The organism is Paractinoplanes atraurantiacus, assembly GCF_900215205.1.
Taxonomy (GTDB): domain Bacteria; phylum Actinomycetota; class Actinomycetes; order Mycobacteriales; family Micromonosporaceae; genus Actinoplanes; species Actinoplanes atraurantiacus.
Window position 1 is genome coordinate 218538 of record NZ_OBDY01000001.1, and the last position, 14167, is coordinate 232704.

Genomic DNA, 14167 nt, shown 5'->3' on the forward strand with positions numbered 1-14167 from the left:
GGGTCGCATGACGACCAGAAAAACGGTAACCCGTCGACGGAGGGCGGCAACGTCACTTCGCCCACTCCGAAGGACAATGCCGATAACGGCAGTCCCAATGTCTCACTTAGTCCCCATTTATCCCCCCAGACCGCCAATTCCGACACCCATTCACCAGTACGGGCGGAGCCCGCGCCGGATATACGACAAGAACCCCACGCACCCAGCACCGAGTCGGAAGATCGACAGGTGCACCCGCATGACCAGCCCCAGCCCGCACCCACCGCTCCTGCCGCCGACCAGACGCCCGACACCCCACCCATCGGCGCACCGTCCTCCGCCCTTGGCCCTTCGGTGGCCTCCACACCTGGCCCTGCTGCGGGCTCCGCGCCTGGTCCTTCGTCGTCCTCCGAGCCTGGCCCTTCGGCCTCTTCTTCGTCTGCGCCTGCTGCGGGCTCCGCGCCTGGTCCTTCGGTCTCTTTCACGCCTGGCCCTGCTGCGGGCGCCACGTCTGGCCCTTCGTCGTCCTCCGCGCCTGGCCGTTCTGTGGCCTCTATGCCTGGTCAGCCGGTTCAGCCCGGTCAGCCGGTTCAGCCCGGTCAGCCTGGCGGCTCGGCGGCTGGGCGGTCCGGTGGCTTGGCGGGTCGGCAGCCGGACGGCTCTTTAGCTGGACCGCAGCCGGGTGGGGCCGGCCCGGGAAGGCCGTCGGCTGACGCGGATCGTGGCTGGTTCGAGCAGGTGGCGACCGCGGGTGACCAGGGTCCGTCCGAGCGGCCGGGCGGTTCGGGGAACGCCGACCGGGCTGGGCAGGGCGAACGAGCCCCAGACGCTCGGTCGACGGCACCGGGCAAGCCGACGCCGTCTGGACCTCAGGCCCCGGCCCAAACCGGAAATGTGTATGGGCACGCATCTTCTCCGCCGGGCACCGCTGGTCGCTCCGGCCCAGAGAGCGCTGCCCGGCAGCCCGAATCGCCGGGTGGCCGTGCGCCCGAGCAGGGTGGTCCGTCCAGCACGCCCCCACAGGGTGCACCCGTGCCGGGCGATGCCGGCCACGGTCAAGGCCGGGGCGAGCAAGGGCAGACCGGCGGACAAATGCCGGCGGAAGCCCAGGCCGGCGGCTTCTACGGAAGGCCGGCGCAACCAGCCGAAGGCCAGAGCGCCCGCGGCGTCACCTATGGCGGCGGTTCCGGAAAAGGCACTGCCGAGCAGACCCCGGGGACCGGTCCTGGCGCAGCTGAAAAGACTTCAGCGCCCGACCGCGGCGTCGTGGGTCCGTCTCCCGAGCCCGGCCGTGGTGTTGCCGGACAGCCCTCCGCACCTAGCTTTGGTGTTGCTGGGCAGCCCTCTGCATCCGGCTCTGGTGTCGCTGGGCAGCCTTCCTCTTCTGCCCGAGGAGCTTTTGGGCAGCCTTCCTCCGCTGGCCAGGGAGCTTCGGGGCAGCCTCCGACGTCTGACCCGGGCGTTTCAGGGCGGCCTGCGGGTGGCGTCTACGGCAGTTCGGGGCAGGGGCAGGGTGGGCGACGGCCTGATGGCCCAGAGCACCGGGCGGGTAGTGCCGGATCGGGATCGGCCGGCGATCAGCGGCCATCTGCCGGGCCGGAGATCCCATCCGGTCCGCGGTCGAATCTCTACGGCGAGCCGGCCCCGGCAGGCGGCGGGCAGTCGGCGGGTGCCGGCGTCTTTGGTAGTGCGGCTCAGGCTCTCGGCGACCTGATCTCGCAGGACGACGCTCGTGGGGGCGGCGGTCAGGGGCCGCAGCCTTCCGGTGCTTCGCCGGCCGGCGGGGTCTACGGCAGTCCCGCTCGTGCGGATGGTGGATCCGGCCCGCAAGCCGCCTCACCCGCGCGCGGCGGAGCAGGCCAGGCCGAAGGCGGCTCCGGCGCCAACGCCGGTGCTGTCTACGGCGGGCCTGCGCCTGCGAATGGTGGATCAAGGGCCGCTTCGGGCCAGCCGTCGGACGAGCGCGGCGCCGCAGTACGGCCGGAAAGTGATCACGGACCCGGCGGCGCTGGTCAGGGTGCAATGCCTCCGGCCGGCAGCGTCTACGGCGGACCGGCAAAGGCCTCGTCCCAGCGGCCTTCGGAAGCGGGCGTCTACGGCAGCGCGAGCCAAGCCGGCGGCGCCGGCCCGGGCGGCTCAGGGCCGGCAGGTTCGGTCCAAGCGGGCGGTGCTGGCGGTTTCGGTCCGGCGGGTTCGGGCGGTGGGGCTGGGGCTGCGGGTTCCGGCCGGTCGTTGGAGGCTGGTCGTCCGGGTGGCGTGGCTCGGGGCGGGCAGGCTTCGGACAGTGTCGCCCAGGGTGGAAAGACTTCTGGTGGCGTTTACGGCGCGACCCCGTCTGGTGGTGCCGGGCAAGGGGAGCAGGCGCCGGGTGGCTCCCGGTCGACCGCCGACGGGGTGAGGCAAGGTGGGCTGGCTCGGCCGGGCGCTGATGCTGCTGGGCAGGCGCCTGGGGGTGCCGTCTACGGCGGGCAGGGTGGGCAAGGGGCCGGAGGTGCTGTCTACGGCGGGGCGGCGTCGGAGGGGGCGGACGTCACGCAGGTCGTCGATGCTGGTGGCGCCCGTTTGGGTGGGGAGACCGTTGACCTTGCCTCGCATGTGGCTGCCGGTGGGGAGCTTGGCGAGGTCGACCCGCCTGCGGGTGGGGACGGTGCGAAGGCCTTTGTGCGTGACCCCGCGCGTCCGCCCGCAGCGGGCGCTACGGCCGGGACCAGCGACGGACCTCGCCTCGAAGAGCCCGGTAGTGGTCGGAGGACGCGTACAAAATGGGTCTTGGCGGTCTTTGTAATTTTGGCCGTAGCCGCGGGATTTGTCGGGATTGTTCGGCCTGGGCCGGTCGAGGGATGGCTGGGGGCCGAAGCGACGGTGGCGCCCACGACGCCGGGGCCTACGGCTGAAGCGGCGCCTACGCCGGTGTTGGCGGCGGCCAACGGTGGGGGTACGGCGCTGACCGCGGCGGGGGTGAAGAAGGCGCTCGATCCGCTGGTGGGGTCGGCGGCGCTCGGTAACAAGGTGCACGTGCGGGTGCTGGATGTGGCCTCGGATGAGGTGCTCTACGCGCGCAACGCGGACACCATGACCACGCCGGCTTCTACAACGAAGCTGCTGACGGCGGCGGCTGTGCTGTCGGCGCGGGGGCCGGCGTTCCGGTTGAGCACCCGGGCCGTGGCGGGGAGTGCGCCGGGTGAGGTCGTGCTGGTCGGTGGTGGGGATCCGTCGCTGTCGGTGGGGGCCAAGGGGCAGTTCCCGGGGGCCGCCCGGCTCGATCAGCTGGCGGCTCAGGTGAAGAAGGCGCTGGGTGCGGTCAAGCCGACCAAGGTGACCATCGATACGTCTTTGTTCAGTGGGCCGGAGACGGCTACCGGATGGGATCCCTCCGACATCTCTCCTGGTGGGCAGGTGTCGCGGATCCAGTCGCTGATGACCAACGCGGGGCGGATCAAGCCGGTGCACAACGAGTTCGGCGGGGATCCGCGCTATCCGGATCCGGCGATCGCGGCCGGCAAGGCGTTCGCCAAGCAGCTCGGGGTGTCGGCGTCGACCGTGAAGAGGGGCAAGGCGCCCGCGGCGGGGCAGCAGCTGGGTGTGGTGCAGTCGCCGCCGATGGTGCAGCTCACCGACTGGATGCTGGAGCAGAGCGACAACACCATGGCCGACGTGCTCGGCCGGCAGGTGGCGCTCGCGGCGGGGCAGCCGGCGACGTTCGACGGCGCCACCGACGCGATCGTGAAGAAGATGGACGACCTGGGGCTTCCGGGTGAGGAGGCCGATCTGTACGACGCGAGCGGCCTCTCCCGGAACAACGGGATCAGCCCGACCATGCTGACCTCGCTGTTGTCACTGGCGGCGAGCGGTCAGCAGCCGGCGTTGAGCAGCGTCTTCGGAGGGCTGCCGGTGGCGGGCTGGTCGGGGACCATGACCAAGCGCTTCGTGGCGCCGAAGACCAATCAGATAGGCCAAGGAGTCGTACGGGCCAAGACGGGCACGCTGAGCGGGGTCAACACGATGGCCGGAGTGGTGACCACCCAGGACGGGCGGCTGCTCGTCTTCGCGATCATGGCCAGCGGGTCGGGGAACGCGGTGACGGCCCGGGCGGCGCTGGATCGGGTGCCCGCACGTCTCGTCACTTGTGGGTGCTAGCCAGAAGGCCTTTAGTCCGGTCAAGGGCGGCGGTGGGGTGGTCGGATGGGGGGTTTCACCTGAGGTCTGTGCTGGAAATCCGCGGGTACGGTGGGGTGCATGGCGCAGTTCGTTGATTGGGATCTGGCCGCCGCGACCGCTGGCGCGCTGTCGAAATCCGGGCCCGCGGTCTCCTACGACGATGCGATGGCGGTGGTCTCCGAGCTACGGGCGCTCACCGACGAGGCGGCCGGCCACGTGGCCGCCTACACGGGGCTGACTTCGCAGGTCGAGGTTCCTCCGGTACGGGTGGTCGACCGCAAGGACTGGGCGGCGACCAACATCGAGGGCCTCAAACAGGTGATCATCCCGCTGGTCACCCGGCTCTCCGGCGACAAACAGCCGGGCGGGCTGGCCGACGCGATCGGCTCGCGGGTCACCGGCGTGCAGGCCGGCACGATCCTGGCCTATCTGTCCGGTCGCGTGCTGGGGCAGTACGAGGTGTTCTCCGGCAACCCCGGCCAGCTGCTGCTGAACGCGCCGAACATCGTCGACGTCGAGCGCAAGCTCGGCGCCGACCCGCGCGACTTCCGGCTCTGGGTCTGCCTGCACGAGGTCACCCACCGCACCCAGTTCACGGCCGTGCCGTGGATGCGCAGCTACTTCCTGGGCGAGGTGCAGGCCTTCGTCGACGCCTCGCAGAGCACCGAGCACATCCTCGAGCGCATGCGGCGCGGCGTGGCCACCCTCTCCGACGCGCTGCGCGACCCCGAGTCGCGCTCGTCGGTGCTCGACATCGTGCAGACACCGGGGCAGAAAGCGGTGCTCGACCGGCTGACCGCGCTGATGACGCTGCTCGAGGGGCATGCCGAGTTCGTGATGGACGGTGTCGGGCCCGACGTCATCCCGAGCGTCGAGTCGATCCGGGCCAAGTTCAACCGGCGCCGCGAGAGCGGCAACCCGTTGGAAAAGGCGATCCGCCGCCTGCTCGGCATCGAGGTCAAGATGCGGCAGTACGCGGAGGGCCGCAAGTTCGTGCACGGCGTGGTCGAGCGGGTCGGCATGGAGGGCTTCAACAAGATCTTCGACTCGCCGCTCACGCTGCCCCGGCTCGACGAGCTGGGCGACCCGGACGCGTGGGTGACCCGGGTGCACGGCTCGCAGCCGGCGATCGGGGGGTAGGTGGCGCGGATCGCGCCCTCGGTGGCGGCGGTGCGGCTCGCCGTGCGGCGGGCCCTGCCGGCCGGCGGGCTGGTCCTGGTGGCCTGCTCGGGTGGGGCGGATTCGCTGGCCTTGGCGGCCGCCGCTCGTTTTGTCGGCGCGTCCGTGGGGCTGGTGACCGTCGATCACGGGTTGCAACAGGGGTCGGCCGAGCGGGCGACCGACGTAGCTCTATGGGCTGAAAAATCCGGATTTGTCCCGGTGGAAGTGGCCACCGTGTCGGTCGAGGGGCGACCGGGTGGGCCGGAGGCGGCGGCACGTACGGCTCGGTATGAGGCCCTGACGGCGGCGGCGCGACGGCATGGTGCGGTGGCGGTGCTGCTCGGGCACACCCGCGACGACCAGGCCGAGACTGTTCTCCTGGCGCTGGCCCGGGGGGCCGGGCCGCGCGGGCTGTCGGGGATGCCGGCCGTGAAGGGGATCTTCCTGCGGCCGCTGCTGGATGTGGCGCGGGCCGATACGCGGAAGGCGTGTGCGGCCCTGGGGCTGGTGCCCTGGGAGGACCCACACAATTCGGATCCTGCGTATGCCCGGTCCCGTGTCCGGGGGTCGGCGCTTCCCGCGCTGGTCGAGGCTCTGGGTCCGGCCGTGGTGGCCAGTCTGGCCCGGTCGGCTGGACAAATCGGGCAGGACAATGAGGCGCTGGACGCGATCGCGGCGGACTTTTCCGGCGAAATGGTCGTGGAGGCGCTCTCGGGGCTGATGCCGGCGATCCGCAAGCGGGTGCTGCACTCCTGGGCGCTGCGGCTCGGCGCGCCCGGCGGAGCGCTCTCGCACCGGCACGTGGAGGCGCTCGACGCGCTCGTCGTCGCCTGGCGGGGTCAGGGGCCGGTGCACCTCCCCGGCGGCATTCAGGTGGCTCGCGACCACGGAGCACTCGTTCGAGTGCCCTGACCTCCTGTGAGAGTCGTCACTCGCCATGTCCGATTCGCCGGTACTACCGACCCGAACTGGGTGTTTTCCAGCGGTTCCGTCCGAGTTGATCGCCGCCCCGTGCGGCGGGCGGCAACCTTCATGCGGCACGCTGGTGCCATGGCTGATGGCTCCTGGTACGACGCCGACATCGACCACGTGATCATCTCTGAGGAGCAGATCCGGGAAAAGATCGCCGAGTTGGCGAAGCAGGTCTCCGCGGACCACGCGGACGCGGAGGGCGGCATCCTGCTCGTCTGCGTGCTCAAGGGCGCGGTCATGTTCATGGCCGACTTCGCGCGGGCGCTCGGCCACCACGGGCCCTCCACCGAGATGGAGTTCATGGCGGTCTCCTCCTACGGTCAGGGCACCACTACCTCCGGTGTGGTGCGCATCCTCAAGGACCTCGACCGGGACATCACCGGCCGGCACGTGGTCGTGGTCGAGGACATCGTCGACTCCGGTCTGACGCTGTCGTGGCTGATGAAATACCTCCAGTCGCGCTCGGCGGCGAGCGTCGAGGTGGTCGCGTTGTTCCGCAAGCCGGACGCGGTCAAGGTGCAGGTCCCGGTGAAGTACGTGGGCTTCGACATCCCGAACGAGTTCGTGGTCGGCTACGGCCTGGACTTCGCCGAGCGCTACCGCGAGTTGCCGTACGTCGGTGTACTGCGGCCCGAGGTCTACGCCCGTAGCTGAACCGTTTCTCAGCGTCTTCTCAGAAATCCGTCTTTATGGGCGGTTTTGCTCCGAAACCTCGCTGAACAGGCGAGGGCCGGGAGGTGTCGGGCCAGCGGGCTCACGGGTTCGCAACCGGCACCCACGGTGTACCGTCGAGTGACCGAAGGCGCAGTGTCACAAGCGCCGGAGGGCCGGGATGATTCACCGTCATCAGGCGGGGTAAGGCTCCCGGCAGCCGCCGGTGGGCGGCACCGTTGAGGTGACCAGGACGCCGATCAGGAGGGTCCGGGCGCTTGGCGCCCGACAACAGTATGGAACGTACGCGTTTCTTCCGCCGCCCGGTGGTCTGGATCATTCTGGTGATCATCGGCGTGATTGCGCTGAGCTCGTTCTTCACCAGTGGTCCGAGCTACCAGCGCGTAGATACCTCGGTGGCGCTCGAGCGCCTCAATCAGCCCGGCATCAAGAAGGTCGTTCAGAAGGACAAGGAGCAGACGCTCCAGATCGACCTCGCTTCGCCGGAGCGATTCGACGGCAAGACCACTGACAAGATCGAGACCCAGTACCCGTACGAGGTCACGCAGACCATCTGGAACGAGGTCAACGAGGCCAAGACGGCGGGCCGGATCACCGGCACCGTCGACGCCACGGTCTCGGGCGACAACATCCTCTTCAGCCTGCTGATCAACCTGCTGCCGATCGCCATCCTGGTGATCCTGCTGCTGCTGTTCATGTCGCAGATGCAGGGTGGCGGCTCGCGGGTGCTCAACTTCGGCAAGTCCAAGGCGAAGATGATCACCAAGGACACGCCGAAGACCACGTTCGCCGACGTCGCCGGCGCCGAGGAAGCGGTCCAGGAGCTCCACGAGATCAAGGACTTCCTGCAGAACCCGGCGAAGTACCAGGCTCTCGGCGCCAAGATCCCGAAGGGTGTGCTGCTGTTCGGCCCGCCCGGAACCGGTAAGACGCTGCTGGCCCGCGCGGTCGCCGGCGAGGCCGGTGTGCCGTTCTACTCCATCTCCGGCTCCGACTTCGTCGAGATGTTCGTCGGTGTCGGCGCCAGCCGTGTCCGCGACCTGTTCGAGCAGGCCAAGTCCAACGCGCCGGCGATCGTCTTCGTCGACGAGATCGACGCCGTCGGCCGTCACCGCGGCGCCGGCATGGGCGGCGGTCACGACGAGCGCGAGCAGACGCTCAACCAGCTGCTCGTCGAGATGGACGGCTTCGACACCAAGGGCGGGGTCATCCTGATCGCGGCCACCAACCGGCCCGACATCCTCGACCCGGCGCTGCTGCGCCCCGGCCGTTTCGACCGGCAGATCGCGGTCGACAACCCGGACATGGAGGGCCGCAAGCAGATCCTCCGCGTGCACGCCAAGGGCAAGCCGTTCACGCCCGACGTCGACCTCGACTCGGTGGCCCGCCGCACGCCCGGCTTCTCGGGCGCCGACCTGGCCAACGTCATCAACGAGGCCGCGCTGCTGACCGCCCGTAACGAGAAGCGGGCGATCTCCAACGAGTTCCTCGAGGAGTCGATCGACCGGGTCATCGCCGGCCCCGAGCGGCGCACCCGGGCGATGAGCGACAACGAGAAGAAGATCACCGCCTACCACGAGGGTGGACACGCGCTGGTGGCGTACGCGCTGCCGCACTCCGCCCCGGTGCACAAGGTGACGATCCTTCCGCGCGGCCGTTCGCTGGGCCACACGCTGGTGCTGCCGACCGAGGACAAGTACACGCAGACCCGTGCCGAGATGATCGACACCCTGGCCTACGCGCTGGGTGGCCGGGCCGCCGAGGAGCTCGTCTTCCACGAGCCCACCACCGGCGCCGGCAACGACATCGAGAAGGCGTCCGGTCTGGCCCGGGCCATGGTCACGCAGTACGGCATGAGCTCCAAGCTCGGCGCGGTCAAGTACGGCACGAGCGGCGACGAGCCGTTCATGGGCCGCAACATGGGCCACGAGCGGGACTACTCCGATTCGGTCGCGGCCGACATCGACGCCGAGGTGCGCGCGCTCATCGAGCTGGCGCACGACGAGGCGTGGGAGATCCTGGTCGAGTACCGCGACGTGCTCGACAGCATGGTCCTCGAGCTGATGGAGAAGGAGACCATCACCCGCGAGGACATGGACCGGATCTGTGCCCGGGTCGTCAAGCGCCCGCCGATGTCGCCGTTCAACGGCTTCGGCAAGCGCATGCCGTCCGAGGCGCCCCCGGTGCTCACCCCGGCCGAGCGCGAGAAGCTCAAGGCTCAGGCCGTGGCGGACGGCCAGGCTGCCATCGGCTCCAACCCGAACGGCAGCGCCCCGGAAGGCAGCAACTGATCAGCGACGACGACGCCCTCGACTATCTCGCCGCCCGCCTGGTCGACGGAAAGCTCACCGGTACCCCGGTCGAGCAGTCCGTCGACCTCGGGCGGATCGAGAAGGCGGTCCGGGAGATCCTCATCGCGATCGGTGAGGACCCGGACCGTGACGGGCTGGAACGCACCCCGGCCCGGGTCGCCCGCGCCTACGCCGAGCTCTTCGCCGGCCTGCGCGTCGACCCGGCCCAGGTTCTGAAGACCACCTTCGAGGCCGACCACGAAGAGCTGGTTCTCGTCCGCGACATCGAAGTGATGAGCATGTGCGAGCACCACCTGCTCCCCTTCAAGGGCGTGGCGCACATCGGCTACGTTCCCGGCACGCACGGCCGGATCACCGGCCTCTCCAAGCTGGCCCGCCTGGTCGAGGTCTACGCCCGGCGCCCGCAGGTGCAGGAGCGCCTCACGTCGCAGATAGCCGATCTCCTGATGAGCAAGCTCGACGCCCGCGGCGCGATAGTCGTCCTCGAGTGCGAGCACCTGTGCATGGAGATGCGCGGCATCCGCAAGGTCGGCGCCCGCACGGTCACCTCGGCCGTCCGCGGGGCCTTCCAGACCGACGCCAAGATCCGGGCCGAGGCCATGGCCCTGATCAACGCGCGCTGATCAACGCGCGCCGACCATCCGGTTGGCCAGGGTCGACATCGTGTACGTCCCGATGCCCAGCACCACCTCGAGCGCGTTGCGCCGCGTGTAGCCGGCGGCCAGGAAATCGTCGACCGGGGTGTCGCCGGCCGTGGCCAGCACCTCCAGCGTGAAGGCCCGCAGCGCCTCCAGCCGCGGGTCGGCCAGGGCGCGCTGCTCCCGCAACGCGGTGATGAGCTCCGATCCGGCGCCCAGCTTCCGCAGGCGGCCGGTGTGCATCGCGAGGCAGATCCCGCAGTCGTTGCGCGCCGCGATGGTCATGACCACCACCTCCCGCGCGAGCGGGTCGAGCGTGCTCGCCTCGAAGAGGTGGCTGGCGTGCAGGAATCCGCCGAGCATCTCGGGCGACTCGGCGAGCCGCCCCACCACGGGCGGCAGTGGGCCTGGAATGGACTCCATCAAGGGCCGGGACGCGGCCGGAGCGGATTCGAGGGTGTGCTGAGCGAACATCATGACTCCGGTAGAATCGACAACGTGGTTGTCGAAACAGTAAACCAGGTTGTCGAGTTTGCCAATGGCTGAAGGCTACGAGCTGCCGCTGCTGCTGTTCGCCGGCTTCCGCACGCTCATCGACGACCTGCACGCCGAGCTCGCCCGGCGCGGGCACCCCGACGTGCGGCCCGCCTACGGCTTCGCGATGCAGGCGATCGGGGTGCGGGGCGCCTCGGCCAGCGAGGTCGGGCGCCGCCTCGGAGTCTCCAAACAGGCCGCGGGCAAGACCGTCGACCGGCTGGAAGCCCTCGGCTACGTGGAACGGGTCGACGACCCGGCCGACGCCCGGCGCAAACTCCTCCGGCTCACCCCGCGCGGCATCGACTCGCTGGCCCAGTCAGCCGAGATCTTCGACGATCTGCGCGCCCGCTGGGTGACCGAGCTGGGCGCGGACCGCGTCGAGCTGATCGAGTCGTCGCTGCGTACGGTCGTGTCCGGCCCGACCTTCCCGGTCGACGTGCCGGGCTGGTTCAGTTGAAGAACGACGCCAGGCCGACGCCCATGCAGGTCAGCAGCACCGGGGTCAGGCAGGCGATCGCGCCGACGATGGGGGTGCGGTCGACGCTCTCCGACCCGCCGCCCCACACGAAGCCGATCGTCGCCCAGCCCAGCCCGAACGCCACCAGCGGCATGCTCAGGCCACACAGCAGCGCGAGGTTCGACACCGAACCCGGCGGAGCCACCAGGTACAGCGCGATCTGCACGATCAGCACCACCACCGCGAACGGCCCGTACACCAGCAGGTTGCGCGCCCACGGGCGCCACGGCCGGCTCGGCGCCGGGCCGGACAGCAGCGCCTCGGCGGTGTCCGCCGTCCGCCGGGCCTGCTGCAGGGCGGCCAGGGCAGCGGCCGGCCCGCCGGCCACGGCCTGGGCGGCCACGTCGAGGTCGGCCTGGGTCGGCTGGAGCTCGGTCAGGGGGACGCCGAGCTCCCCGCCCAGACGCGCCTGCTGGTGAGCGAGCTGCGTGCGTACCACCGAAAGCTCTTGACTCGCGGCCGAAGCCGCGGCCTGATGCTCGCCCGAAGCCGAGCTGGCCGCCCGCCGGACCGCGTCGAGACGTTGCGCGGCGGCCAGATAGTCGGCCCACGGGCCCGGCGCCGGCGGAGACGACTGGGCCGGAATCGCGTTGGTCTGCTGATCGGTCACGACTCGTCCCCGTCCGGTTCGAGGAAGGGCACCAGCGTCACCGTCCGGTCGGCGTGGCGGTCGTGCAGCAGAGCCCGGTTGGGGCGCGGCTGCCACTCCAGCGGGCGCCCCACCATCGCCGCCACCTCGGCCGCGGGAACGTTCAGGAAGAGCAGACCGGCGATCTCGTCGGCCTCCTCGGCCAGCCGGCGCGGATCACGCCACCAGGACAACAGATGCGCGCCCTGGCCGGGACCGTCGCGCAGCAGACCCCGCAGGCCGGGCAGACCGTTGTGCGGCGTCGCGTCCATGCCGAAGACCACGCGGTAGCCGGGCCGGCTGGGGTCGAGCTCGGCGGCCAAGCCGGCCGCGTCCACCCGCACGACCTCCTGCCGATGGCCGATCTCGGCGGCCAGGGCCTCGGCGAGCCGGTCACCCTCGGCGACCAGCGAGGCGATGACAAACCTGGTGGTACGGGGTTGGTGACAGGCCGCCACACTGCGGGCGGCCGCGTCGAGCACCTCGGAACCGGCCGCCTGCGTGCCGAAGACGGCCAGATGGCGCCCCGGCGAAGCGTCGAACGGGAACGCGGCAGTGGACAGATTGACGTCGAGCGCCCGGCCGACCAGGGCGGCGGGCCGCAGCGCGCGACCGGCCAGGGCGGCCCGGTAGGTGGGGTCGTCGGCGAGATGCTGAGACGCGTAGCCGGCGAAGACACGAGGCGGCTGCGCCTCGGGGTCGCGGGCGCCCCACAGCTTGTGCCGCAGGTCGCTGAGCAGCTCCTCGTCGGCGTGCGGGTCGGGGAAGCGGACCACCCGCTCGTGACCCCGGGTCGCGCCCCTCGGGCCGCCCAGACCACCGGCCGTGTTGACCACGGCGGTGCCCAGCGGCAGGCCCGCCGCGGAATCATTAGCCGGCTCCAGAACGTCGCCGCCGCCCGGCAACGCGATGCGCACCGGGAACTGGCCGAAGAAGTCGCGCGGGCCGTGGACCTGCACGCTCTGGCTGGCCAGGATCAGGTGGATGCCGCAGGAACGGCCCCGGCGGGTCAGCGAGTCGAGAAGGGCGGCGGCCTCGGTCGCCACCGGATCGGCGCCGGCGAGAAGCACCGGGAACTCGTCGATGACACAGAGGATGCGGCCCAGCCTCAGCTCGGCGAAACGGGACACGCCGGCCTCCTCCAAGGCCGCCGACCGCCGCGTCATCTCGGCGTCGAGCTCGCGGAGCACGGCCAGGCCGTACTCCCGGTCGGCCTCGACACCGACGGCCCGGGCATGCGGCAGCCAGGTGCGGTCGCGCCGGGTCGGCACGAACTCGGCGAAGGTGACGCCCTCCTTGAAGTCGAGCAGGTAGAGCGAAAGCTCGGCCGGGCTGTACCGGGCGCCGAGCCCGTAAAGAACGTTGACCAGGAAGGCGGTCTTGCCGGCGCCGGAACGGCCGCCGACCATCCAGTGCGGAGTGAGGTCGTTGAACCGCAGCACCAGCGGGGTCTCCCCGTCGTGGCCGACCACGGTGCTCAACCCCTCGGCGGCGTCACCCGCCCACAGCTGATCACCCGGCTCGGGCAACAGATCGGACAAGGTCACGCGCGAGGCGGCGGCCGAATGGGCGGCCAGCTCACGGCAGACGGCCTCGACCAGATGGGCCGGCGGGTCCTCGTCGAGGAAGACCGGGGCGTTCAGCCACGACACGCTGGGAATCGACCCGTAGGTGGCGCCGGGCGGATCACCGATGACGGCATAAGGATTACGGACCGAGACCATTGTAGTACGGGGTAAGGGCGCCTGCGTGGTCTCGGCGGTGAGCGGAGGCGGCGGCCACCCGGCGACAATGAGATGAAGGCCGGAATCGGGGCCCTGCTGGGCGAGAGCCGCGATGCGGCGCAGCTCCTCACCCTCGGTCAGCTCGGGCAGGCTGGCCACGACGACCAGCATCATCCGGTCACGCCGGCTGCGCCGGGGGGCCACACCACGGCCCGGGCGCAGCCATTTCTCGGCCTCGGCGAGCACATCACGCAAACCCTGCCGGTCGGTGGCCGGAGGCGACATCAGACCCGCGTCACGCAGAGCGGCGAAGGGCGCGAAAACCTCGCCGCCCCCGACACCGTCGACGGCCCGCACGAGAAGAGACCCGGCGGGGGCGGCGGCGAGAAGACGCACGAGCAGAGACCGGAGAAGCCCGAAGACCCGAGCGTCGGTGGCGGTGGCGTCGATCGTCAGATGGCCGGTGCCGAGAAGAGGCACCAGGGCGGGAAACTGGGCGTCGTCGAGCGGCTGAGCGGCACCGAGACGCACGAACTGGGGCGGGTAGACCCCGCCGAGGGGGGTGTTGAGCGACTGGGCCTCGAGGGGCGCGCCGAGCCAGCCCGGCGCGAGGGCGGCGGCGGCGATCCGCAGCTCCTCGACAAGCCGGTGCTGCTCGAGCGGATCGGGCATGGCCACGCCGTCACCATCGAGCACGGCGGTGGCGGCATCGGCGACGGCGGCCGCCTGCCGGTGCAGAGCGGCAGCCTGACGGGCCCGCGAAGCCGGATCAGACACCGCTCTCACCTCCTGTGTGTGCGGATAAAACTTATCCCAGAGCGGACCGGCCATCGCGTTCCCGGTGCACGGTCGCTGCCCGAGTCGCGAGG

The 14167-nt window shown here is 70.7% G+C and carries 10 protein-coding genes; 7 read left to right on the forward strand and 3 right to left on the reverse strand.

What is annotated here, in order from left to right; all coding sequences use genetic code 11:
• Window positions 1–2889: 2889 nt before the first annotated feature.
• The 6 genes from dacB to folE all read left to right on the forward strand — a co-directional run bounded on the left by dacB (window position 2890) and on the right by folE (window position 9877).
• A complete protein-coding gene (dacB, locus tag CRP55_RS54290) occupies window positions 2890–4116 on the forward strand; it encodes a D-alanyl-D-alanine carboxypeptidase/D-alanyl-D-alanine endopeptidase (protein WP_245922721.1) in 1227 nt (408 codons plus the stop codon).
• Between the two features lie 99 nt (window positions 4117–4215).
• Window positions 4216–5277 carry a zinc-dependent metalloprotease gene (locus tag CRP55_RS00980; RefSeq protein WP_097317545.1) on the forward strand — a complete coding sequence of 354 codons (1062 nt, stop codon included), beginning with the start codon at window positions 4216–4218 and terminating at the stop codon, window positions 5275–5277.
• Entirely contained in the window at window positions 5278–6210 is a 933-nt protein-coding gene (gene tilS / locus CRP55_RS00985) for a tRNA lysidine(34) synthetase TilS (protein ID WP_179854969.1), read from the forward strand.
• A gap of 138 nt (window positions 6211–6348) precedes the next feature.
• Window positions 6349–6924 carry a hypoxanthine phosphoribosyltransferase gene (hpt, locus tag CRP55_RS00990; protein ID WP_097317546.1) on the forward strand — a complete coding sequence of 192 codons (576 nt, stop codon included), beginning with the start codon at window positions 6349–6351 and terminating at the stop codon, window positions 6922–6924.
• A gap of 293 nt (window positions 6925–7217) precedes the next feature.
• Window positions 7218–9233 (forward strand): ATP-dependent zinc metalloprotease FtsH, encoded by a 2016-nt coding sequence (gene ftsH / locus CRP55_RS00995; RefSeq protein ID WP_097317547.1) that lies wholly within the window; start codon window positions 7218–7220, stop codon window positions 9231–9233.
• Complete coding sequence (folE, locus tag CRP55_RS01000; RefSeq protein ID WP_097318654.1) at window positions 9230–9877, forward strand: GTP cyclohydrolase I FolE; 648 nt, start codon at window positions 9230–9232, stop codon at window positions 9875–9877. The genes ftsH and folE overlap by 4 nt, the downstream gene beginning before the upstream one ends.
• Here the strand turns inward: folE and CRP55_RS01005 are convergent, their stop codons facing one another.
• Window positions 9878–10366 (reverse strand): carboxymuconolactone decarboxylase family protein, encoded by a 489-nt coding sequence (locus tag CRP55_RS01005; protein WP_097318655.1) that lies wholly within the window; start codon window positions 10364–10366, stop codon window positions 9878–9880.
• 64 nt (window positions 10367–10430) lie between these two features.
• On the opposite strand from CRP55_RS01005, the gene CRP55_RS01010 reads away from it, so the two are divergent.
• On the forward strand, window positions 10431–10886 hold the full coding sequence (locus CRP55_RS01010) for a MarR family winged helix-turn-helix transcriptional regulator (RefSeq protein ID WP_097317548.1): 456 nt from the start codon (window positions 10431–10433) through the stop codon (window positions 10884–10886).
• Here CRP55_RS01010 and CRP55_RS01015 read toward each other — a convergent pair.
• Both CRP55_RS01015 and CRP55_RS01020 read right to left on the reverse strand, forming a co-directional pair.
• Entirely contained in the window at window positions 10879–11556 is a 678-nt protein-coding gene (locus tag CRP55_RS01015; protein WP_097317549.1) for a hypothetical protein, read from the reverse strand. The two genes, CRP55_RS01010 and CRP55_RS01015, sit on opposite strands and share 8 nt — an antisense overlap.
• On the reverse strand, window positions 11553–14084 hold the full coding sequence (locus CRP55_RS01020; protein ID WP_245922722.1) for an FtsK/SpoIIIE domain-containing protein: 2532 nt from the start codon (window positions 14082–14084) through the stop codon (window positions 11553–11555). The genes CRP55_RS01015 and CRP55_RS01020 overlap by 4 nt, the downstream gene beginning before the upstream one ends.
• Between the last annotated feature and the right edge of the window lie 83 nt (window positions 14085–14167).